The sequence below is a fragment of the Micromonospora sp. NBC_00389 genome, from assembly GCF_036059255.1.
Lineage (GTDB): Bacteria > Actinomycetota > Actinomycetes > Mycobacteriales > Micromonosporaceae > Micromonospora.
The window spans coordinates 963,892-984,982 of sequence record NZ_CP107947.1; the positions used below are offsets into that span (position 1 = coordinate 963,892).

Annotated in this window: 15 protein-coding genes and 1 pseudogene; 5 read left to right on the plus strand and 11 right to left on the minus strand. The window is 71.6% G+C overall.

Going from position 1 to position 21,091, the window contains the following annotated elements; genetic code table 11:
• The first annotated feature begins 310 nt into the window (after nucleotides 1-310).
• Complete coding sequence (locus OG470_RS04625; RefSeq protein ID WP_328421101.1) at nucleotides 311-1,402, plus strand: ABC transporter ATP-binding protein; 1,092 nt, start codon at nucleotides 311-313, stop codon at nucleotides 1,400-1,402.
• 133 nt (nucleotides 1,403-1,535) lie between these two features.
• On the opposite strand, the gene rlmB is transcribed toward OG470_RS04625, so the two are convergent.
• Nucleotides 1,536-2,669, minus strand: coding sequence for a 23S rRNA (guanosine(2251)-2'-O)-methyltransferase RlmB (gene rlmB, locus OG470_RS04630; RefSeq protein WP_328421103.1), 1,134 nt, complete (start codon nucleotides 2,667-2,669; stop codon nucleotides 1,536-1,538).
• On the minus strand, nucleotides 2,669-4,084 hold the full coding sequence (gene cysS / locus OG470_RS04635; RefSeq protein ID WP_328421105.1) for a cysteine--tRNA ligase: 1,416 nt from the start codon (nucleotides 4,082-4,084) through the stop codon (nucleotides 2,669-2,671). Before cysS ends, rlmB begins: the two co-directional genes overlap by 1 nt.
• Nucleotides 4,085-4,300: 216 nt before the next feature.
• On the opposite strand from cysS, the gene OG470_RS04640 reads away from it, so the two are divergent.
• Together OG470_RS04640 and OG470_RS04645 are read left to right on the plus strand one after the other, a co-directional pair.
• Nucleotides 4,301-4,909: an IclR family transcriptional regulator gene (locus OG470_RS04640; protein ID WP_328426136.1), complete on the plus strand. Its 609-nt coding sequence runs from the start codon at nucleotides 4,301-4,303 to the stop codon at nucleotides 4,907-4,909.
• A 210-nt stretch (nucleotides 4,910-5,119) separates the two neighbouring features.
• Nucleotides 5,120-6,079: a hypothetical protein gene (locus OG470_RS04645; protein WP_328421107.1), complete on the plus strand. Its 960-nt coding sequence runs from the start codon at nucleotides 5,120-5,122 to the stop codon at nucleotides 6,077-6,079.
• Nucleotides 6,080-6,300: 221 nt separating this feature from the next.
• On the opposite strand, the gene OG470_RS04650 is transcribed toward OG470_RS04645, so the two are convergent.
• From OG470_RS04650 to OG470_RS04660, 3 genes and pseudogenes are all read right to left on the minus strand, one after another.
• Nucleotides 6,301-8,010, minus strand: a complete 1,710-nt coding sequence (locus OG470_RS04650; protein WP_328421109.1) for a S8 family serine peptidase — start codon at nucleotides 8,008-8,010, stop codon at nucleotides 6,301-6,303.
• Between the two features lie 97 nt (nucleotides 8,011-8,107).
• Entirely contained in the window at nucleotides 8,108-8,893 is a 786-nt protein-coding gene (locus OG470_RS04655; protein WP_328421111.1) for an HAD family hydrolase, read from the minus strand.
• A gap of 13 nt (nucleotides 8,894-8,906) precedes the next feature.
• Nucleotides 8,907-9,881 (minus strand): annotated as a pseudogene (locus OG470_RS04660) (EamA family transporter).
• 85 nt (nucleotides 9,882-9,966) lie between these two features.
• Between OG470_RS04660 and OG470_RS04665 the strand changes: the two are divergent.
• Nucleotides 9,967-10,512, plus strand: coding sequence for a CGNR zinc finger domain-containing protein (locus OG470_RS04665; RefSeq protein WP_328421113.1), 546 nt, complete (start codon nucleotides 9,967-9,969; stop codon nucleotides 10,510-10,512).
• Here the strand turns inward: OG470_RS04665 and OG470_RS04670 are convergent.
• The 6 genes from OG470_RS04670 to OG470_RS04695 form a co-directional block, all read right to left on the minus strand.
• Nucleotides 10,479-11,090, minus strand: a complete 612-nt coding sequence (locus OG470_RS04670) for a GNAT family N-acetyltransferase (RefSeq protein WP_328421115.1) — start codon at nucleotides 11,088-11,090, stop codon at nucleotides 10,479-10,481. The genes OG470_RS04665 and OG470_RS04670 overlap by 34 nt on opposite strands.
• A gap of 64 nt (nucleotides 11,091-11,154) precedes the next feature.
• Nucleotides 11,155-12,564, minus strand: coding sequence for a class II fumarate hydratase (locus tag OG470_RS04675; protein WP_328421117.1), 1,410 nt, complete (start codon nucleotides 12,562-12,564; stop codon nucleotides 11,155-11,157).
• 35 nt (nucleotides 12,565-12,599) lie between these two features.
• Nucleotides 12,600-15,581: an AfsR/SARP family transcriptional regulator gene (locus tag OG470_RS04680; RefSeq protein ID WP_328421119.1), complete on the minus strand. Its 2,982-nt coding sequence runs from the start codon at nucleotides 15,579-15,581 to the stop codon at nucleotides 12,600-12,602.
• A 259-nt stretch (nucleotides 15,582-15,840) separates the two neighbouring features.
• Entirely contained in the window at nucleotides 15,841-17,508 is a 1,668-nt protein-coding gene (locus OG470_RS04685) for a fumarate hydratase (protein WP_328421121.1), read from the minus strand.
• Nucleotides 17,509-17,656: 148 nt separating this feature from the next.
• A complete protein-coding gene (locus tag OG470_RS04690) occupies nucleotides 17,657-19,138 on the minus strand; it encodes an outer membrane protein assembly factor BamB family protein (protein ID WP_442931178.1) in 1,482 nt (493 codons plus the stop codon).
• Nucleotides 19,139-19,246: 108 nt separating this feature from the next.
• The gene (locus OG470_RS04695; protein ID WP_328421125.1) at nucleotides 19,247-19,735 is read right to left on the minus strand and encodes an Lrp/AsnC family transcriptional regulator; all 489 of its coding nucleotides are present in this window, start codon (nucleotides 19,733-19,735) and stop codon (nucleotides 19,247-19,249) included.
• A gap of 138 nt (nucleotides 19,736-19,873) precedes the next feature.
• Here OG470_RS04695 and hppD point away from each other — a divergent pair, with 138 nt between their 5' ends.
• Nucleotides 19,874-21,085 (plus strand): 4-hydroxyphenylpyruvate dioxygenase, encoded by a 1,212-nt coding sequence (gene hppD / locus OG470_RS04700; protein ID WP_328421127.1) that lies wholly within the window; start codon nucleotides 19,874-19,876, stop codon nucleotides 21,083-21,085.
• Nucleotides 21,086-21,091: the final 6 nt, after the last annotated feature.

Genomic DNA, 21,091 nt, shown 5'->3' on the forward strand with positions numbered 1-21,091 from the left:
GCTCGCGAGGCCTCCCGAGCATGGGAAACGTCAACAACCCGACGCTGATCCATCGTCGTGCGGTCGAGCCGTATGTCGATTGATGTCCGACCGTGCCCGACTGACCGGATTGTGTAGGCAATGGGCCGCGTCCGGCGCTCCCGCGCCTTGGCAGCGCGGGGAAAGCCGTTTACCGTGCAGTGACACGGACGACAGGTCCGGCCGCCCTCGCGACCGACCCGCCGTCCGTTGGCCGACACGGATACGTGTCGGTCGCTCCTTCACTCGGATCGTCCGGCACGTTCCTGCCGGTGAAAGGAAGCGCTTCACCATGGCTACGGTCACTTATTCCAAGGCGTCCCGGATCTACCCGGGCACCGAGCGTCCCGCCGTCAACGAGCTGGACCTCGAGATCGGCGACGGCGAGTTCCTCGTCCTGGTCGGCCCCTCCGGTTGTGGCAAGTCCACCAGCCTGCGGATGCTCGCCGGCCTGGAGGACGTTGACGCCGGCTCGATCTACATCGACCAGCGTGACGTCACCCACCTGCCCCCAAAGGCCCGCGACATCGCCATGGTCTTCCAGAACTACGCCCTCTACCCGCACATGACGGTGTACGAGAACATGGCGTTCGCCCTCAAGCTGCGCAAGACCTCCAAGTCGGAGATCGACCGGCGGGTCAAGGAGGCAGCCGGGCTGCTCCAGCTGGAGGAGTACCTCGGCCGCAAGCCGAAGGCGCTCTCCGGTGGTCAGCGTCAGCGTGTGGCGATGGGCCGGGCGATCGTCCGCGAGCCGCAGGTCTTCCTCATGGACGAGCCGCTGTCGAACCTCGACGCCAAGCTGCGCGTGCAGACCCGTACCCAGATCGCGTCGCTGCAGGCCAAGCTGGGCGTCACCACGGTCTACGTCACGCACGACCAGGTCGAGGCCATGACCATGGGTCACCGGGTCGCGGTGCTGCTCGACGGTGTCCTGCAGCAGGTGGACACCCCGCGGGCGCTCTACGACACCCCGGCCAACGTCTTCGTCGCCGGTTTCATGGGCTCCCCCGCCATGAACATCAAGACCGTCCCGCTGAACGAGCAGGGCGCCGAGTTCGCCGAGCTGCACATCCCGCTGACCCGCGAGCAGGTCGAGGCGGCCCGCGCCGAGGGCGGTGACGGCAAGGTCACCGTGGGCTTCCGCCCGGAGGACTGCGACCTGGTCAGCCCGACCGAGGGCGGCATGCCGGTCGTGGTCGAGCTGGTCGAGGACCTTGGCTCGGACGCCAACGTCTACGGCCACGCCGCGCTGGGTGGCAACTCGGAGCGCTTCGTCGTCCGCACCGACCGGCGCACCATGCCGAATATGGGTGACACCGTGTTCGTCAAGCCGCGCACCGGTCGGAACCACGTCTTCCACGCCACCACAGGCGCCCGGATCTGACGTAACGCTGTACCAACAGGGGCGGTCCGCTTCGGCGGGCCGCCCCTGTCGCGTACTCCCGTCAGGTCCCTCGGCCCGGACGCGACGAAGCCCCGCCCCCGACAGGCGGGAACGGGGCCTCGGTGACGCGTCGTTACAGTTCCGCCGCGCGGCGGCGGGAGACCTCGGCCAGGGCGACCGCTGCGGCCACGCTGGCATTGAGCGACTCGACCTCGGAGATCATCGGGATGCTGACGGTCAGGTCGCAAGTCTCCCCGACCAGCCGGGACAGCCCGCGCCCCTCCGACCCGACCACGACCACCAGGGGGCCGACCGCGGCCTCCAGGTTGTAGAGGTCGGTGTCACCGTCGGCGTCCAGGCCGACGACCGTGAAGCCGGCGTCGCGGCACGCCTTCAGCGATCGGGTCAGGTTGGTGACCTGCGCCACCGGCACCCGCGCGGCCGCGCCGGCACTGGTCCGCCAGGCGGTCGCGGTGATCCCGGCGGCCCGCCGCTCGGGTACGAAGACACCCTGCGCGCCGAACGCGGCGGCCGACCGGATCACCGCACCCAGGTTGCGTGGGTCGGTGACGCCATCCAGCGCGACCAGCAGCGGGGCCTGCTGCTCCAGGGCCGCGGCGACCATGTCCTCGAACGGCTGGTACGCGAACGGCGGCACCTGCAGCCCAACGCCCTGGTGCAGCACCCCGCCGGTCATCCGGTCCAGCTCAGCCCGGCTGATCTCCAGGTTGGCGATGCCCCGGTCGGCGGCGGTCCGGATGATCTCGTTGATCCGGTCGTCCATGTCGATGCCCTGGGCGGTGTACAGCGCCGTCGCCGGCACCTGGGCGCGCAGCGCCTCCAGCACCGGGTTGCGCCCGACCAGCAGCTCCGGCGAGTCCCTGGCCGGGTTGGACTTGCGCCCCGGGGCGACCCGGGGGCCGGACCGGCCGCCGGGCTTGCCGCCCCGGCCGCCAGTGCTGCCACCCCGGTTCGCCGGAACGCCACGGCCGCCACCCTTGCCCCAGGTGGTGTCCTTGGTGCCAGGCAGACCGATCTTGGGGGCACGCCCCTCCTCGGCCGCCGCGCGGCGCTCCTTGTCCTGCTTCCAGGCGGTGCGCTGGGGCAGCTTCTCGGTGCCCGAGTACCCCTTGTGCCACGGCCGCTCGTCGGCGGGCAGGGTGCGGCCCCGCCCGGTCAGGGAGTCCTTGTTTTTGCCGCCGGTGCCCTTGGGGGCGCCCGCCTTCGGCGTCAGTCGCCGGCCACGGCGCTGCGAGTTGCCGGCCATCAGTCCTGCTCTCCAATAGTCCAACGGGGTCCCTGGGGGGTGTCCTCGACCACCACGCCGGCCAGCTTGAGCTGGTCCCGTACCGCGTCGGCGGCGGCCCAGTCCTTGCGGCCCCGGGCCTGCGCGCGCTGCTCCAGGGCCAGCGCGATCAGGGAATCCACCACGGCACGCAGATCATCGGAGCGGCCGCCACCGGTCCAGGCCGGGTCGAGGGGGTCGATCCCGAGGATATCCAGCATCGCCCGTACTGCGGCCAGCGTGGTGCGGACGGTCACATCGTCGCCGGTGCTCAGCGCGGTGTTGCCGTCCCGGAGCTGCTGTTGCAGCACGGCCAGCGCGGCGGAGGTGTTGAGGTCGTCGTCCATCGCCGCGACGAAGCCGGTCGGCAGGTCGCCGAGGTGCCCGGCACCGACCCGCTCGGCTGCCCGCAGCACGAAACCCTCGATCCGGCGGTACGCGGTGGCCGCGTCGCGAAGCGAGTCCTCCGAGTAGTCGATCACCGAGCGGTAGTGCGCGGCGGCGTAGTAGTAGCGCAGCTCCACCGGCCGCACTCCGAGCGAGTCCACGTACCTCAGGTCCAGCGCGTTGCCGGCGGACTTGCCCATCTTGGCCCCACCGATGCTGAGCAGCCCGTGGTGCACCCAGTAGCGGGCGAACGGCAGCCCGGCCGCCTGGGACTGGGCGATCTCGTTCTCGTGGTGCGGGAACGTCAGGTCCAGCCCGCCGCCGTGGATGTCGAACTCCGGGCCCAGGTAGCGCCAGCACATCGCCGAGCACTCGATGTGCCAGCCCGGTCGACCCAGCCCCCACGGCGACGGCCAGTAGGCGTCCGCCGGCTCGTCCGGCTTGGCGCCCTTCCAAAGCGCGAAGTCGCGTGGGTCCCGCTTGCCCCGGTCGGGGGCGTCCCCGGCCGACTGCATCGCGTCCGGCGACTGGCCCGACAGCGACCCGTACGCCGGCCAGGACGCCACGTCGAAGTAGACGTCGCCGGAGCCGTCGGTGGCCGGGTAGGCGTGCCCGTCGGCGATCAACTTCGTGATCAGCTCGTGCATCTCGGGGATGTGCCCGGTGGCGCGCGGCTCGTAGGTGGGCGCCAGCACGTTCAGCGCCCGGTACGACTCGGCGAGGATCAGCTCGTTGGCGTAGGCGATCGACCAGAACGGCCGGCCCCGCTCCCCCGCCTTGACCAGAATCTTGTCGTCGATATCGGTCAGGTTGCGGATGAAGGTGACCTCGTAGCCGGCGGTCAGCAGCCAGCGGCGCAGCACGTCATAGTTGACACCGGAGCGAAGGTGACCGATGTGCGGCGGGGCCTGGAGGGTGAGACCACACAGGTAGACCCCCACCTTGCCGGCTTCCCGCGGGACGAAGTCCCGCACCGATCGGGTGGCGGTGTCATACAGGCGTAGCGTCACCGTACAAGGGTAGCCGTCCGCGCATGTTCGAGTCCGCCGGTGCCGGGTCGTACGCTGCCAGGCGTGGATGCGACCGCACGCCCCGGTGAGCCGCCAACCCTCCGCGGTGCCGGTGCCCGGCTCGACGCGGCCACCGCCGCGCCTACGGGAGCGTCCGACGTCGGTTCGGATCGGACCGTCCCGGGGGGCGGACGGGCCGGGGAGACGGCGCAGACCCTGGACCGGGGGTTGCGGCTGCTGCACCTGGTCGCCGACACGCCAGGCGGACTCACCGTCACCGAGGTGGCGAACCGGCTCGGCATCGGCCGGGCTGCCGTCTACCGGCTGGTCGGCCCGCTGACCGGGCACGGCATGCTGCGCCGCGACGGCGACGGGCGGCTCCGCCTCGGCGCCGGGGTGCTGCACCTGGCCCGACGCGCCCAGCCGCTGCTCGCCGACGGGGCACTGCCCGCGCTGCGCCGGCTCGCCGAGCAGGCCGGCGCGACCGCACACCTGACCGTGGTGGAGGGCGGCGAGGGTGTCGCCCTGGCCGTGGTCGAGCCGAGTTGGACGTCGTTCCACGTCGCGTACCGGACCGGGGCGCGGCATCCGCTGGACCGGGGCGCGGCGGGTCGGGCCATCCTGGCCGGCCGGTCCGGGGCGGCGGAGCCGGTGAGCAGCAGTGGCGAGTTGCAGTCCGGGGCGTACGGGGTGGCCGCGCCGGTGCTCGGCGTACCCGGGTTGGAGGCCAGCGTCGGCGTGGTCGCGCTCGCCCCGTTGGACGTCGACACAGTCGGCCCTCAGGTGCTGGCCGCTGCCACGGCCATCGCCGCCGCCCTCCGCTGACTGACTAGCCCCCACCTTGATCGACTCGGGATCGGCGATATTGCGGTATCCCCATCGCTCTACACCGCCACATCGCTGCTGCGGTGATGATCTCGCCGTATACCACGCCAAACTGGCGCCCGGCGGTCGTCCACAGGCACATGGCACGAGACCGCCGGGCGCTGTCCACAGGGGTGTCGGGTGCCCAGCCTGGGGTCGGAGGCTGAGCACATGCCTCCTCGCCCCCACCGACCTCTCGCCCTCGCCTGGCAGGTCTTCCGCGGCTCCGACGTGATCCGGCAGGGCCTGGTGACCAGACATCAGCTACGCGGCGCGTCCTGGGTCCGCCTTCGGCACGACGTGTACGCGGACGCGCGGCTCGATCGCGACCACGAGTTGGCCTGCCGTGCCGCGGCGTTGCGGATGCCAGCAGAGGCGCTGATCGCCGGTCCGTCCTCGACCTACCTGCACGGCATCGAGCACGCCGCCGGCTTCGACGACGACGTGCACGTCCTGGTGCCGAGGACCGCCCGGGTCGACTCCCAACGCGGCCTTCGCGTGCACCTGGTCAGCGACAGCGCACCGACGTTCCCGGTCCTGGGTGAGGCAGCGTTGCCGCCCACCGCCCCTCCCGCGAGGAGGGCCCAACCCACACTCCGCCGGAGCGACCCCGCCTCCGCGGCCTGGGAGGCGGCGGCCTGGTTGGAGCCGCTGCGGGCCGTCACCATCGTCGACTCGCTGCTCGGCGTTGGCCTGACCAGCCGGTCCGCGCTGGCCGCCGTCGCCACCGCCAACGCGGAGCGCCCGGGTGGCCGGCGGGCGAACTGGGTGTTCGACCTGGCCGATCCGGGTGCGCAGTCGCCGCCCGAGTCACAGCTACGGGTGCGTCTGGTGCTGGGCGGGTTGCCCCGGCCGGTCGCTCAGCACCCGATCCGACTGTCCGGAGGGCTCGTGCTCCACCCCGATCTGGCCTGGCCCGAGTTCCGGGTGGCGGTGGAGTACGGCCGATGGCAGGCGGACCCCGAGCAACTGCATCGCGACCGCCAACGGCTCAACCTGCTCGTCGGTGCCGGCTGGCTGGTACTGCACGTGACCAGCCGCCGGTTGCAGAACGACTTCCCGGCCGTGCTGGCCGAAGTCCGGTCGGCTCTGATCTCTCGCGGCTGGCGCCGCCGATCATCCGGGAGCTGATCGACTTCACGTCGCCGACCTGGGGGCATCGGATGAGCCTGATACCGCCACGCCGGCGACCTTGAGTCGATCAACCCGCGAGATCGCGCCGCGCACGGTCGTTCCACGCACGGTCGAGGCCCGCACGGTCGAGGCGCGCACGGTCGAGGCGCGCACGGTCGAGGCGCGGGAATGCGTCGGGGCCCGGTCGACCGTGGTCGACCGGGCCCCGATGTGTTGCCTTACGGACGGGCGTTCGGCTTGAGCGGGGTCTTCACCGCCGCGTAGGCGTCGACGATTCCGTACCCGTAGAAGCCGTTGAAGTTGACCCCACCGGCGCAGTAGGCGTCGTAGGTCTCGTCCCGGCCCTCATTGCGGTACTGCTGCAGCCGCGGCTCCGGGCAGGCGTGCTCGGCCGCCGTCCGGTAGAGGTGCTGCTCGACCAGGTCCGGCGACATGCCGAAGCCACCCCGGCGCTCCGCCTTGCCGAACCGGCTGACGATCAGCGCGGCCACGCCTGCGGCGTGCGGGGACGCCATCGAGGTGCCCTGCAGGTAGGTGTAGTAGCCGCAGTCACCGTTGGCCTTGCACTGCTTGAAGACGAGCGTGGCCACCCGCGGGTCGATGTTGCCGTTGGCGTCCACCCGGGGATCCGGGATGGTCGGGGAGATCGGCTCCTCCTGGAGCACCTTCAGTGGGTACGTGGAGAGGATCCGGTTGCCCGGGCTGTTGTACGTCGGGGTCCCGAAGCCGTCCCGGGCGAAGCCACCCGGCGCGGCGACCGAGATCTGCTCGGTGCCGTAGTTGGAGAAGTCCGCCTTCTTGCCGGACGGGCCGACCGCCGACACACCGATCACGTGCGGGCCCTCGGCAGGCAGGTCCCAGCAGCTGTTGTTGTCGATCGGCCGGGGGTACGGAGCGGCGCCGTAGTCCGGGCTGCTGATGTCCGTGCGCGGTGCGCCCAGGTCCTCGTTGTTGTTGCCGAGCGCGCCGACCAGGGTGACGCCCTTGTTGTGAGCGAAGGTCAGTGCCCGCTTCATCGCCTTGATGATGGCCCGCTGCTCGGCCTGGCTCGCCGGGGAGTCGGCCGGGTTGGCGTTGCAGTTGTAGAGCCACGGGTCGACGTAGAACGACATGTTGACCACGTCGATCCCGGATCGGCCGGCGTAGACCAGAGCGTTGACCACCGGGTTGAGGAAGAAGTAGCCGGAGTCCTGGCCACCCTTCAGCTCGACCAGGGAGATGTTCGGGGCGACGCCGGAGAGGCCGAGGCCGTTGGCGGCCGCGCCGATGGTCCCCGCCACGTGGGTGCCGTGCCCACCGTCGTCGGTGCCCACCGCGTCGAGGCAGCTCGGCACCTCACACGGGCCATCCACGTCGGCCAGGTCCGGCGCGAAGTTGCGCGACAGCGACCAGTTGAAGTTCGGCGCGATGTCGGGGTGGCTGGCATCGACGCCGGTGTCCAGCACGCCGACGGTCACCCGGCGGTCACCCGGCTCGATCTTGCGGGCCTGGTCGGCCCGGATCATCTCCAGGCCCCAGAGCTTCTCGTCAAGCGGGTCCAGCTTGGCGCCCTTCTTGGCGGCGGCACCGGCGGCGGCCGTGTTGGCCAGCACCTGCTCCTGCTCGACCCGGTCCAGCTTCGGCTTGCGGCCGATGGCCTTCTGCTCGGCGGCGCCGATCAGCGTCGGGGCAGCGGTCGCCCTGACCGCGAAGTCAGCCCGGTCGCTGGTCACCTGGAACATGCCGACCTCGTCGGACCGGGACACCACAGTGCCGCCAGCAGCCCGGATGGCGGCGACAGCCGTCTCGGCGGCGACGCCATCCTCGGCGACGACGGTGAAGGTTCGGAAGCTGGTCGGCGCGGCGTTGGCTGGTACACCCAACCCCGTCACCGTAAGTGCCAGCACAGCCGCGGTCGCGACGGCACCGGCGGTGAAGCGCTTGCTCACCACATCGGATCCTCTCGTTGAGGGACGTGGCAGCCATCACACAACACTCGGCGGGTTTGCGCCAGGTCAGCGTCCGTTATGGCGGTGAATCTCTCCATCATCCGCCCAGGTCGGCGCGAGCCCCGCCCTGCTGGGCGCGAACCCCGGGTAGATCGGCCCGCACCACCGGTCGGTCGGCCGGCTGCACGGGCAGGTCAGCCAGTATCGCGGGCAGGTCGGCCAGCGCCACTGGAAGATCGGCCATGGTGGACACCTCGGCGTCGGGCGCACCCCCGACCGGGCGGGGCAGGCTGTGCCGGTTCAACCACACCGATCGCAGGCCGGCCCGCTGCGGTGCCACAACGTCGTGCTCCCACGAGTCACCGACGTAGACGATCTGCCCGGCCGGCACCCCGGCTGCCTCGACCACCGCCGCGTAGAACTCCGGGGCTGGCTTCTTTGGCAGGCCGTTCTCGTGCGCGTACACCTCGAAGGCGAACTCGCCGGCGAGCCCGCAGCGTTCGGCGCGGCTGTTGCCGTTGGTGGCGAAGCCCAGCGTGTACCGGTCGCGCAGCCTGGCCAGCGCCGGCGGCACGTCCGGGAACGGTCGGGTGAGGGCGAATCGGCGGGCGAAGAAGAGGGCGGCGACCTCGTCCAGGTGCGCGTCCAGTCCGGCGCGGGCCAGCGACCGGGCCAGCGCGGCGCGCCGGATCTCCGCCACCGGAGCGGCGCTCAGCTCCCCGAAGACCGCGCCCCAGTCCGACTCCAACTCGGCGAGCGACACCTCGGCCGCCGCCGGGCTGCGCCGCCGCATCTCGTCGAGGACGGCCAGCAGCCCGCCGGTCACCGCCGGGCGCAGATCCAGCAGGGTCTCGTCGGCGTCGAACACCACGGTGGTCAGCACGGGGACCACTGTCTCATCGGCCGTCGAGGGCCAGCGCGGGCTCGGGCGAGGCGGGCGCGGGCGCTGGCTCTGGTGCTGACGACCCGCGCAGCTCGTCGAGGCGCACGAGTGCGACCCCGGCGACGATCATCGCGCCGCCGAACAACTGCCAGGCGGTGGGCAGCTCGTCCAGGAGCAGCCAGGCGATCAGCACCGCGAAGAGCACCTCGGTCAGCCCGACGAACGACGAGAGCCGGGGGCCGAGGATCCGCGTGCCGGCGATGCCGGCCAGGTACGCGATCACCGCAGCCACCAGGGAGAGCCCGACGATTGGCAGCAGCCAGCTGGTGCGCTGCCCGGCGAAGGTGACCTCACCGAAGGTGGCCCGCAGCGGCAGCAGACCGGTCAGCCCGATGATGAGCAGCGTGGCGGCGCCGACAGCCATCCCGCCGCTGGCCATGGCGACCGAGGGTAGGCGGGGATCGACCCGGCCGGCGAGCACGAAGTAGCCCGCCAGGCCGAATGCGGCGCCCAGCCCCCAGAGCACGCCCACCGGGTGGAAGCCGGCGGTGCCGGTGACGTCCAGCACGAACGCCAGCCCGGCCAGGGCGGCCACCGAGCCGGCCACGGTGAGCCGGCGCGGGCGCTACCCGTGCCGCAGCCACATCCAGCCCACGACGAGGATGATGCCCAGGTACTCCAGCAGCAGTGCGATGCCGACCGGCAGGTAGCGCACGGCGTTGAAGAAGCAGACCTGGGCCAGCGCCACGCCGAGCAGACCGAACATCCCGATCGCCGTGGCGTTCTGCCGCAGCACGTGCCACCTGCCGCGCAGCGACAGCAGGGCGGGGATCGCCAGCACCAGGGCAGCGATGCCGACCCGGGCGATCACCGCGGCCTCGGCCGACCAGCCGGCCTCGATGAGTGACCGGGCGAAGGTGCCCGAGGTGGCGAAGGTGACCGCGGAGAGCAGCGCCAGCGCGGCGCCTGCGGCGGGTCGTGACTGCATCTCGCGCTCCTCGGGACGACACGGTGTCATGAGCAAACTATCCTTGTACCCATGACGCTAGGCGGCCCCTGTGACAGGAGTCAAGTTGCTGTTCGCTCATGACACCGAGTGTTCGCTGATCGCCGCCGCCGCGCTGGTCAACACCGCGGGCCGGGACGGCGAACTGCTGCCCGACATCGCCGCGCTGGACACGTTCTTCGTCCGGCACACCTACAGCGGGCGGCACGAGCACACCGACGCCGAGTTACGCGCCGTCCGGGAGCTGCGACCCCGGCTGCGCCGCATCTGGTACGGCGAGCCCGCCGAGGTCGTCGCCGTGGTCAACAGCCTGCTGCTCGAGCATCGGGCGCTGCCGCAGCTGATCGAGCACGACGACGAGCCGTACCACCTGCACGCCGTGCCCCGCGACGCGCCGCTGGCCACCCGGATCGCGGTGGAGGCGGCGATGGCGATGGCCGACCTGGTCCGAGCCGGGGAGCTGAGCCGGCTGCGGATCTGCGAGTACCCGGACTGCGACAACGTGCTCGTCGACCTATCCCGCAACCGGTCGCGGCGGTTCTGCGAGGCCGGCTGCGGCAACCGCGCCGCGGTGACCGCCTACCGCGCCCGCCGGGCCGCCGGCCACTCCTGAGCGGTGGCCGCCCACTCCTCGGCCCGCAGCTCGTACTCCACCTCGCCGTGCTCGGTGCCCGGGATCGGGTCGTCCCACTGCAGGTGGAAGGTACGCAGGTAGCGCAGGCCGGCCTTGGCCATCACCCGTCGGGAGCGGTCGTTGACGGTCATCGTCTCGGCCCAGACCCGGCGCATGCCGACAGTGCCGAAGGCGTACCGGACCAACGCCCGAGAACCCTCGGTGGCCAGCCCGCGCCCCCACGTCGAGCGGCGCAGCCGGTAGCCCAACTCGGCCTCGGTGCCGTCGGCCGACGGGTCGAGCGCGAACCAACCCAGGAACCCGCCGGTCTCAGGGTCGAGCGCCGCCCAGCGGCCCAACCCCGGATGCCGGTCGTACTGTGCCAGCATCTTCGGCAACTGCTCGTCCCGGACCGTGGCCATCGGGGTGGCGACGCCACCGGTGAGGAAGCGCATCACCTCGGGATCGCTGTCCAGCTCGACCAGCGCGTCCACGTCGGCCATGGTGAACCGCCGCAGCCGCAGCCGCTCGGTCACCGGCGGCACGCCGGCCGCACCCTGAAGGTCACCGTTCGACACCGCAGGATCATCCCGCCCACTCCGCGCCCCCGTCGACCGACTTACTCCCCGCCGCCCTGGGGCGTCAGGGGTGGGTCATCCGGAGCAGGTCGAGCGCCTCGTCGAGTTGGGTCTCGCTGAGCTTGCCCGAGTCGATGTGACCCCGGGAGATCACCACCTCGCGGATGGAGGTCTGCTTGGCCAGCGCCTCCTTGGCGATCGAGGCGGCCTCGTCGTACCCGAGGTGGCGATTGAGCGGCGTGACGATCGACGGCGAGCCCTCGGCGTACGCCAGGCAGACCTCGGCGTCCGCGACCAGGTCGACCACCAGGCGGTCGGCGAACAGCCGACTAGTCGCCGCCAGCAGCCGGATCGACTCCAGCAGGTTGCGGCCCATCACCGGGAGCATCACGTTGAGCTCGAAGTCGCCCTGCGAACCAGCGAAGCCCACCGTCGCGTCATTGCCGATGACCTGGGCGCAGACCTGCCGCATCGCCTCGGCGACCACCGGGTTGACCTTCCCCGGCATGATCGACGAGCCGGGCTGGAGGTCGGGGATGCGCAGCTCGCCCAGGCCGGCCCGGGGGCCGGAGCCCATCCAGCGGATGTCGTTGGCGATCTTGTACAGCCCGACCGCCACGGTCCGCAGCTGCCCCGAGGTCTCCACCAGCGCATCCCGGGCGCCCTGGGCCTCGAAGTGGTTGCGCGCCTCGGTCAGCGGCAACCCGGTCGACTCGCGCAGCTTGCCGATCACGGCGGCGGCGAAGCCGAGCGGGGTGTTGATCCCGGTGCCCACGGCGGTGCCGCCCAACGGCAGCTCTGCCAGCCGGGGCAGCGCCGACTCCAGCCGCTCGACGCCGTACCGGACCTGGGCGGCGTACCCGCCGAACTCCTGGCCAAGGGTGACCGGCGTGGCGTCCATCAGGTGGGTCCGTCCGGCCTTGACCACCGTCTCGAACTCCGCCGCCTTGGCCTCCAATGCCGTGGCGAGGTGGATCAGTGACGGCAGCAGGTCCTCCACGATGAACTGGGTGGCGGCCAGGTGGATCGAGGACGGAAAGACGTCGTTGCTGGACTGCGAGGCGTTGACGTGGTCGTTCGGGTGCACGTCCCGGCCAAGCTCCTGGGTGGCCAGGGTGGCGATCACCTCGTTGGCGTTCATGTTGGACGACGTTCCGGAGCCGGTCTGGAACACGTCGATCGGGAACTGGTCGTCGTAGCCGCCGTCGGCCACGTGCGCGGCGGCGGCGGTGATCGCCGCGGCCACGTTCGCGTCGATCACGCCCAACTCGCCGTTGACCTCGGCCGCCGCGCCCTTGATCTGGGCGAGCGCCTTGATCTGGGCCGGCTCGATGCCCCGGCCGGAGATCGGGAAGTTCTGCACCGCACGCTGGGTCTGCGCCCGCCACAGCGCCTCGGCGGGCACCTCCACCTCACCCATCGAGTCGCGTTCGATCCGGTAACCGGTCGCTTCTGGAGTCGTCACGCGTACCATCCTGCCGCGCTCGTGGCCGACGTGCAGATGATCCGTCAGTCCAACTCGGCCAGCAGTCGCTCCACCTCGTGCTGGTCCGGCGACTCGATCTGCCGGAACAGCGCGAGCGCCCGGACCCAGTGCGATCGAGCCGCCGCCGGATCAGTCGGGCGCAGGCAGCGGGCGATGCCGTCCAACGCCCGGGCCTGCTCGTAGCGCGCGTTGATCCGCGTGGCGTCCCCCAACACCCTGCGGTGCAGGTCCAGCGCGCTGGCCACGTCCCCCTGGTCGAGGATCGCCTGGGCCAACAGATTCCGCGAGGCGCACTGGCCGATCCGGTCGCCCACCCCGGTCATCTCGACGAGCGCCGCCCGGTACAGGTCGGCGGCCCGTTGCGGGCGGCCCGCTTCCCACTCCATCATCCCGATCTCGGTGAGCACCTCGCCCTCGCCGAACCGGTTGCCGGCCTCGCGCTTGAGGCGCAGCGCCACCCGCAGCAGCCGGCGGGCTGGCTCCCCGTGGCCCATCCGGTGCCGGATCATGCCCAGGTGCCCGATGGCATTGCCGACCTGCCGGAGGTCGCCGATCTCCCGGCCCAGCGACAGGTGGCGTCGGGCTGTACGCAGGGCCTCCTCGTGCCGGCCCCACAGCAGCAGCGCGATCGACAGATTGTTGAGCGCGTTCGCCAGCGGGACCTGCTCCTGCATCCGCCGCGCCAGCGCGGCGGATGCGTGGTAGCACTCCCGGCCCAGGCGGTAGTTGCCATTGGCGACGTGCGCGGTGCCCAGGTTGCCCAGGGTGTTGCGGACATCGCGACGCGACCCGAGCCGGCGGTAGAGGTCGACCGCCCTCTCCATCAGCCGGATCGACTCGGAGAACCCGCCCAGCCGGTAGTGGGCCGAGGCGAGGTAGTTCAGCGTCATCGCCACCGCCGCGTCGTCACCCAACTCCTCGGCGGCGCGAAGGCCAACCGCGTGCGTTTCGATCAGCTCGTCGAGGCGACCGCCCTCGAACTGGGCGTACCAGCAGGCCCGCGCCAACTGCCAGCAGAGACGCGGAAATCCCTCGGTCTCGGCCAGCCGGACCAGGGCGCCCAACGCGGGCATGTTCTCGTCGAACCAGACCCGACCCTGGGCCGCGATGGGCGCGACCAGGTCGGGGCAGGCCGGCTCAGGCAGCAGGATGAGCGAGTCGCCGGCGGAGAGCTCCGTCCTCCGGGCGATCGCCGCGGCGACGTGCAGGTGGTGGCCGAGCAGGCGCTCGATAGCGTCGCGCCGCTCGGCTGCCCGCTCCGGCGCGGCGACCAGCGTCCGCGCGTACTCCCGGACCAGGTCGTGCAACCGGTAGCGGTCCGACTCCGCCTCTTCCACCAGATGCGCGTCGACCAACTCGTCGATCAGGTCCTGTGCCTCGGGTAGGGGAAGCTGCGTGAGGACGGCGACGATCGGGTTGTCGAAACGTACCCCCGGGTGCAGGCCCAGCAGCCGGAACGCTCGTTGCGCCGCAGGTGACACCTGGCCGTACGACAGGGCGAAGGCGCGGCCGACGGACCGCTCACCCGCCTCGAACTCGGCCAGCGGATCCCGCCGGGAGGTCAGCCGCTCGGCCAGGTCGGCGATCCGCAGGCGGGGCCGGTGCGCCAGTCGAGAACCGGCCAGCCGGATGGCGAGGGGCAGGTGGCCACAGCGGCGGACCACCTCGGCGGCTGCTTCCGGCTCCGCCGCCACCCGGTCCGCACCGGCCACCCGCCCGAGCAACTCGACCGCCTCGTCGGCGTCGAGCACGGGCAGCGACGACGGTCGTCCCTCGTCCACCCCGACCAGCCGGCGGCGACTGGTGATCAGGACAAGGCAGTGCGGGCCGTTGGGCAGCAGCGGATTCACCTGGTCGGCACTGGCCGCGTTGTCCAGCACCACCACTGCGCGCCGACCGGCCAGCTCGGTCCGCCAGAGCGCCAGCTGGTCGTCCAGGTTCACCGGCACCCGCTCCGCCGGCACGCCCAGCTGACGCAGCAGGGTGGCCACGGCCGCGCCGGGCGTCAACGGGCTGCGCTCGCTGTGCCCGTGCAGGTCGATGAAGAGCTGGGCGTCCGGGTAGCGGTCGGCGAGAGCCGTGGCGACGTGCACGGCGACGGTTGTCTTGCCGCTGCCGGCCATCCCGTCGATCAGTTGGATCTGGGCGACGTTCTCCTCCACCTGCTTGACCAGGCGGCCAACCGTGTCCTGCCGGCCGGTGAAGTCACCGATCGCGCGGGGCAACGAGCGGACCGGGGCGATCGACCGGGTCTGCCGGCCTGACAGGGCCAGGTCGCCGGCGAGCACCCTTTGGTGCAGCTCCTGCAACTCGGCGCCCGGCTCGATGCCCAACTCGTCGGCGTAGAACCGCCGGCCCTCGCGGTAGACCACCAGCGCATCGGCCTGCCGGCCGACCGAGGCGAGGGCGAGCATCAGTTGGGCACGCAGCCGCTCCCGCAGCGGGTGCCGGTCGACACTCTCGGTCAGCTCCTCGATCAGCTCGTCGGCCTGCCCGAGGCGCAGCTCGACGTCGACGCACACCTCCAGTGCGGTGAGGCACTGCTCGTCGAGCGCCTGCGCGCGACGGCGGACGCTGCGGCTGGGGATACCGGCCAGCGCCGGCCCCCGCCAGAGCGACAGCGCGGCGCGGAATTGCTCCCGCGCGTCGGTCAACCGGCCTGCCGCCACGGCGGCCCGGGCCGCCTCCACTCCGCGGGTGAAGACCTCGGCATCCAGGTCCGCTGGGGCGGTACGGATGCCGTACCCCGCTGGGTCGGTGACGATGGTCTCCGGTGCCAGCCCGAGCTCGGCGAGCCGGCGCCGCAACCGCGACACGCAGGTCTGCAACTGTGCCCGGGCGGTGGCCGGCGGGCGATCCTCCCAGACCGCGTCGACCAGCTCCTCGACCGGCACCAGCCGGCCAGCACGGAGCAGCAGCATGGCGAGCACGATCCGGTCGCGACCGGCGGTGACCGTGGACTCGCCACCGCCGATCCGCAGAGGCCCCAGGATCCCGAACCGCATCTGCTCCCCCGCATCGACAGTGCAACTTCCAGCAGAGTAGCCCGACGATCACGGATCGCCCCGATCCGCCGAGAGTGATCTGAGAGTGGATCGACAGCGGCGCACCGAAGACTCACTCCGGGTTGTCGGTGACGACATCCGACGGGGGCGGTGCGCCCGTTCCACCTCAGCGGGCGGGCGCACCGATGTCGGTGGAGCGCGGACGGCGACAGGGGGCACCGGGCGGAGACGCCCGGTGCCCCCTTCGCTGTCTGTCGGGTCAGCGACGCCCGACGGTGAGCACCGGCTTGGTGACCTCGGCGAAGAAGTCGTTGCCCTTGTCGTCGACCACGATGAAGGCGGGGAAGTCCTCCACCTCGATCTTCCAGACCGCCTCCATGCCCAGCTCCGGGTACTCCAGGACCTCGACGTGCTTGATGCAGTCCTGGGCGAGGCGGGCCGCAGGGCCGCCGATCGAGCCGAGGTAGAAGCCGCCGTGCTGCTGGCAGGAGCGGGTCACCTGGCCCGACCGGTTGCCCTTGGCCAGCATCACCTGCGAGCCACCGGCGGCCTGGAACTTCTCCACGTACGCGTCCATCCGCCCGGCGGTGGTCGGGCCGAACGAGCCGGAGGCGTAACCTTCGGGGGTCTTCGCCGGGCCGGCGTAGTAGACCGCGTGGTCGCGCAGGTACTGCGGCATCGGCTCGCCGGCGTCCAACCGCTCGGCGATCTTGGCGTGCGCGATGTCCCGGGCCACCACCAGCGGGCCGGACAACGACAGCCGGGTCTTCACCGGGTACTTGGACAGCTCGGCGCGGATCTCGTCCATCGGCCGGTTCAGGTCGACCCGGACGACCACCTCGGCGTCGAGCGAGTCGTCGGTGACGTCGGGCAGGAAGCGTGCCGGATCGGTCTCCAGTCGCTCCAGCCACACGCCCGACGGGGTGATCTTGGCGACGGCCTGCCGGTCCGCCGAGCAGGACACGGCGATCGCCACCGGGCAGGAGGCTCCGTGCCGGGGCAGCCGGACCACCCGTACGTCGTGGCAGAAGTACCGGCCGCCGAACTGCGCGCCGATGCCGAAGTTGCGGGTCAGCTCCAGCACCTCCGCCTCCAGCTCCAGGTCGCGGAACCCGTGGGCGCTCAGCGAACCGGCGGTGGGCAGCGCGTCGAGGTACTTGGCGCTGGCGTACTTCGCGGTCTTCAACGCGTACTCGGCGGAGGTGCCGCCGATGACGATGGCCAGGTGGTACGGCGGGCAGGCGGCGGTGCCGATCAGCCGCAGCTTCTCCTCCAGGAACTGCATCATCCGCGTCGGGTTGAGCAGCGCCTTGGTCTCCTGGTAGAGGTACGACTTGTTGGCCGACCCGCCGCCCTTGGCCATGAACAGGAACTTGTACGCGTCGGGGTGCCCGTCCGGGTCCTCGGCGTACAGCTCGACCTGGGCCGGCAGGTTGCTGCCGGTGTTCCGCTCGTCCCACATGGTCAGCGGGGCGAGCTGGGAGTAGCGCAGGTTCAGCTTGGTGTACGCCTGGTAGACGCCCCGGGAGATGGCCTCGGCGTCAGCGCCGTCGGTCAGCACGTGCCGGCCGCGCTTGCCCATCACGATCGCGGTGCCGGTGTCCTGGCACATCGGCAGCACCCCGCCGGCGGCGATGTTGGCGTTGCGCAGCAGGTCCAGCGCGACGAACCGGTCGTTCGGCGAGGCTGCCGGGTCGTCGATGATCGCCCGGAGCTGGGCCAGGTGCGCCGGGCGCAGGAAGTGCGCGATGTCGTGCATCGCTTCGGCGGTCAGCGCGGTGAGCGCGGCCGGTTCCACGGTGAGGAATCGGCGGCCTCCCGGGCCGTGTACGACGTCCACGCCCTCGTCGGTGACCAGGCGGTAGTCCGTCTGGTCGGGGCCGGTCGGCAGCAGGGGGGCGTACGAGAATGCGGCGGCACTGCTCATGAGCGGCAAGCCTAGGGCAGACCGGTCGATCATTCTCACCCGCCGGGCGGTCCTGGGACGCCGCTCTCACCCGCCGGGTCCGCCCGCGCTTCCGACTCGTCCCGGCCACCGCCGCTGATGGCTGGGCACGCCCTGCCGACCCGCCCGCTCAGCCGTCCTTGCCGCTGCCCGGGTCGGGGCATTGTTCCCGCTTGGGGCCGCAGGTGCCGTCGTCGCCGGGGTTGGGGCCGGTGCCGCCCGGGCCGGTGCCGCCCGGGCCGGTGCCGCCCGGGCCGGGGGTGCCGCCGTCGCCGGGCCGCGGGGCAGGGGTGCCGCCGGTGGCGCCGCCGTCGAAGCGGACGTACCCGATTTCCCGGCCCTCGCCGATGATCATGCCTTGCGGCCCGACCGCGAGGGCGTTCGAGGAGGTCCGCAGGGCGGCCAACTCCCGGCCGGTCCGCGGGTTCACGGCGACCAACCGGGTCGGCTTCTCGTCGGCGACCACGGCCGCGTACGGAGTGAGCGCGGCACCGGACTTGCCGCTGGCGGGCCGGGTCCACAGAACCCGGTCGGTGCCGAGCTCGCGGGCCACCACCGAGCGCTTGTCGGCCGCCCGGAACAGGGCGTAACGGTCGTCGACCGCGATCAGCCGGGTCCCTGGTTCGCCGACCCAGAGCAGCCGCCCGTCGTACCCGTCGATGACCGCCTCGCGGCCATCAGGGCCGACCCCGATCAGTACGTTCCGCGCGCCCTGCGGGTCCTCCCGCTGCACGCAGCCGGCACTGTCGGCGGTCCGCAGGTTGACCCCGGCGCGCTGCCAGGCCTCCTGACCGGTCGCCGGGTCCCGTGCGGAGATGGCGAAGTAGCAGGTGCCGTCCTGGGAGCGGGCGGCGATCCGCAGCATCCGGCCACCCACCACCGAGAGCCGCTCGTCCTGGCCCGGCTCGACGTTCTGCAGTACCCGCCCGGTGGCGGTGTCGACCACGTGTACGCGGCCGTCGACCGGGAAGCCGAGCAGCGGTGGCACCGGTTCGGGCCCGGCCACCCCGTCGTCGATCCGGGTGGTGGTGATCCGGCGGGTGCCGCGCAGCCCTGGGTTGTCGGCGAGCAGCCCGCTGTGCACCCCGGGCAGGAAGGCCGTCCACAGTGGTGCGGTGCCGCGGGGTTCCCAGGCGCTCAGCGTGCAGTCGGTGGCGTCCGTGCAGTGGGCGTCCAGCAGCAGGTTGCGGTACGTCCAGACGGCCACCGCGTCGTCGTCGCGCCGCCGGGTCACGCCGGTGGTCGGGTCGAGCAGCTCGTACCCCTTGACCAGCAGCTTGCCCACGGCGACGACCGGGTCCCGGTCACCGCCGGCGACCGCCGACCAGTCCGCCTTGCGCTCCCAGAGCTTGGCGCCGGTGGCCAGGCTGCGGGCTTCGACCCGGGTGCGTTGCTCGACCACCACGGCGTCGCCAGCGATGGTCACGCTGCGCGGAGTGCCGCCGACCCGCTGCTGCCAGACCACGTCCGGGTCGGAGATGGGTTGGCTGCGGTCCACCCAGTCCCACAGGCCCGGAAAAGGGTTCCACACGCCGGTGGCGGCGAGGGCGACGACCACGGCGAGGCCAAGCAGCAGCCCGCCGCGCACGCTCCCCTTCGCCACACCGCACACCGTAGCCACGATCACGGATCTTCCGTACGCCCGCGCCGCCGTGTCGCCGCGCTTTCTGGGCCCGGAGGTGTTATCAGAGGACCGTTCCTCCGCCGGAGGCGCTGCTCCTTACTGGCGTATCGCGCTGCGGATCAGGGGGAGGGTGCGGTACGGGATCTGTTCGGCGAGCGCGATTATGGTGCTGGCACGGGTAATGCCCGCCGAGGAGACGATCTGGTCGATGACCCGTTGCAGGTCGGTGTTGGAGCGGGCCACGATCCGGCAGAGCAGGTCGCTGGAGCCTGTGATGGTGTGCGCCTCCAGCACCTCGGGGATGGCGGCCAGGTGGGCGGTGACCGGGTCGTGGCCGTGCCGCTGACTGATCTCCAGGGTGACGAAGCTGGTCACCGCGAACCCGATCGCGGTCGGTGAGATGTCCGGGCCGAAGCCGCCGATGACCCCCCGGTCGACCAGCTTGTCCAGCCGGGCCTGCACGGTGCCCCGAGCCACCCCGAGCCGCCGGGAGCACTCCAGCACCCCGATCCGTGGCTCCTCGGCGAGCAGTTCGATCAAGCGCACGTCGAGCGCGTCGAGCTGTACAGCCTGCTCACCGTTCATGGGTTCAGACCATACCGAATGCGCAACCTGACCAGCGTTTACTCCGACAGTTGCCCACCCGGGGTCGGCGGCGCGATCCTCGCCACAGAAACCAACCACGGCGGCCACGAGGCCGGCCGGTACGCGAGGGAGGCCACCATGACCCAGGCGATCGACCGACCCCAGTCGACCGAGGACGTCGATGTCGACGTCGGCCGGCTCGTCGGCGCTGTCGACCACGACATCAGCCACGACCCGTTCCCGGTCAAGGGCCTCGACCACGTGCACTTCCTGGTCGGCAACGCCAAGCAGGCCGCGCACTACTACTCCACCGCGTTCGGCATGACCTGCGTGGCGTACCGCGGCCCGGAGCAGGGCTACCGGGACCACGCCCAGTATGTGCTGACCAGCGGCTCCGCCCGGTTCGTGCTGACCGGCGTGGTGCGCCCGGACGCCGACGGCGCCGAGCACGTGGCCCGGCACAGCGACGGGGTGAGCGACATCGCGCTGGAGGTGCCGGACGTCGACACCGCGTACGCGCACGCCATCGCGAAGGGCGCCACCAGCGTGGTCGAGCCGCACGAGGTGACCGACGAGCACGGCACGGTCCGGCTGGCCGCCATCGCCGCGTACGGCGACACCCGGCACACGCTTGTCGACCGGTCCCGCTACACCGGCCCGTTCCTGCCCGGTTTCGTGGCCCGCGGCCCGATCGTGGACCGGCAGCCGATGATCGACGCCGGCATCCAGCCGAAGCGCTTCTTCCAGGCCGTCGACCACGTGGTCGGCAACGTGGAGCTGGGCCGGATGGACGAGTGGGTCGAGTTCTACAAGCGGGTGATGGGCTTCTCCAACATGGCGGAGTTCATCGGCGACGACATCGCCACCGACTACTCGGCGCTGATGAGCAAGGTCGTGGCGAACGGCACCCGCAAGGTCAAGTTCCCGCTGAACGAGCCGGCGGTCGCCCGCAAGAAGTCGCAGATCGACGAATACCTGGAGTTCTACCAGGGGCCGGGCGCCCAGCACATCGCGGTCGCCACCAACGACATCCTGGGCAGCGTCGACGCCATGCGGGCCGCCGGAGTGGAGTTCCTCGACACCCCGGACTCGTACTACGAGGACCCGGAGCTGCGCGCCCGGATCGGCAACGTGCGGGTGCCGATCGAGGAGCTGAAGGCTCGCCGGATCCTGGTCGACCGGGACGAGGACGGCTACCTGCTCCAGATCTTCACCAAGCCGGTCCAGGACCGCCCGACCGTCTTCTTCGAGCTGATCGAGCGGCACGGCTCGCTCGGCTTCGGCAAGGGCAACTTCAAGGCGCTCTTCCAGGCGATCGAGCGAGAGCAGGAAGCCCGCGGCAACCTGTAACACTTG

What these genes read in the sequence shown, in the direction of transcription:
- OG470_RS04625 (WP_328421101.1), top strand. Translation starts at nt 311, where the DNA reads ATGGCTACGGTCACTTATTCCAAGGCGTCCCGGATCTACCCGGGCACC.
- OG470_RS04680 (WP_328421119.1), bottom strand. Translation starts at nt 15,581, where the DNA reads ATGCGGTTCGGGATCCTGGGGCCTCTGCGGATCGGCGGTGGCGAGTCC.
- rlmB (WP_328421103.1), bottom strand. Translation starts at nt 2,669, where the DNA reads ATGGCCGGCAACTCGCAGCGCCGTGGCCGGCGACTGACGCCGAAGGCG.
- OG470_RS04645 (WP_328421107.1), top strand. Translation starts at nt 5,120, where the DNA reads ATGCCTCCTCGCCCCCACCGACCTCTCGCCCTCGCCTGGCAGGTCTTC.
- OG470_RS04695 (WP_328421125.1), bottom strand. Translation starts at nt 19,735, where the DNA reads ATGAACGGTGAGCAGGCTGTACAGCTCGACGCGCTCGACGTGCGCTTG.
- hppD (WP_328421127.1), top strand. Translation starts at nt 19,874, where the DNA reads ATGACCCAGGCGATCGACCGACCCCAGTCGACCGAGGACGTCGATGTC.
- OG470_RS04685 (WP_328421121.1), bottom strand. Translation starts at nt 17,508, where the DNA reads ATGAGCAGTGCCGCCGCATTCTCGTACGCCCCCCTGCTGCCGACCGGC.
- OG470_RS04675 (WP_328421117.1), bottom strand. Translation starts at nt 12,564, where the DNA reads ATGGTACGCGTGACGACTCCAGAAGCGACCGGTTACCGGATCGAACGC.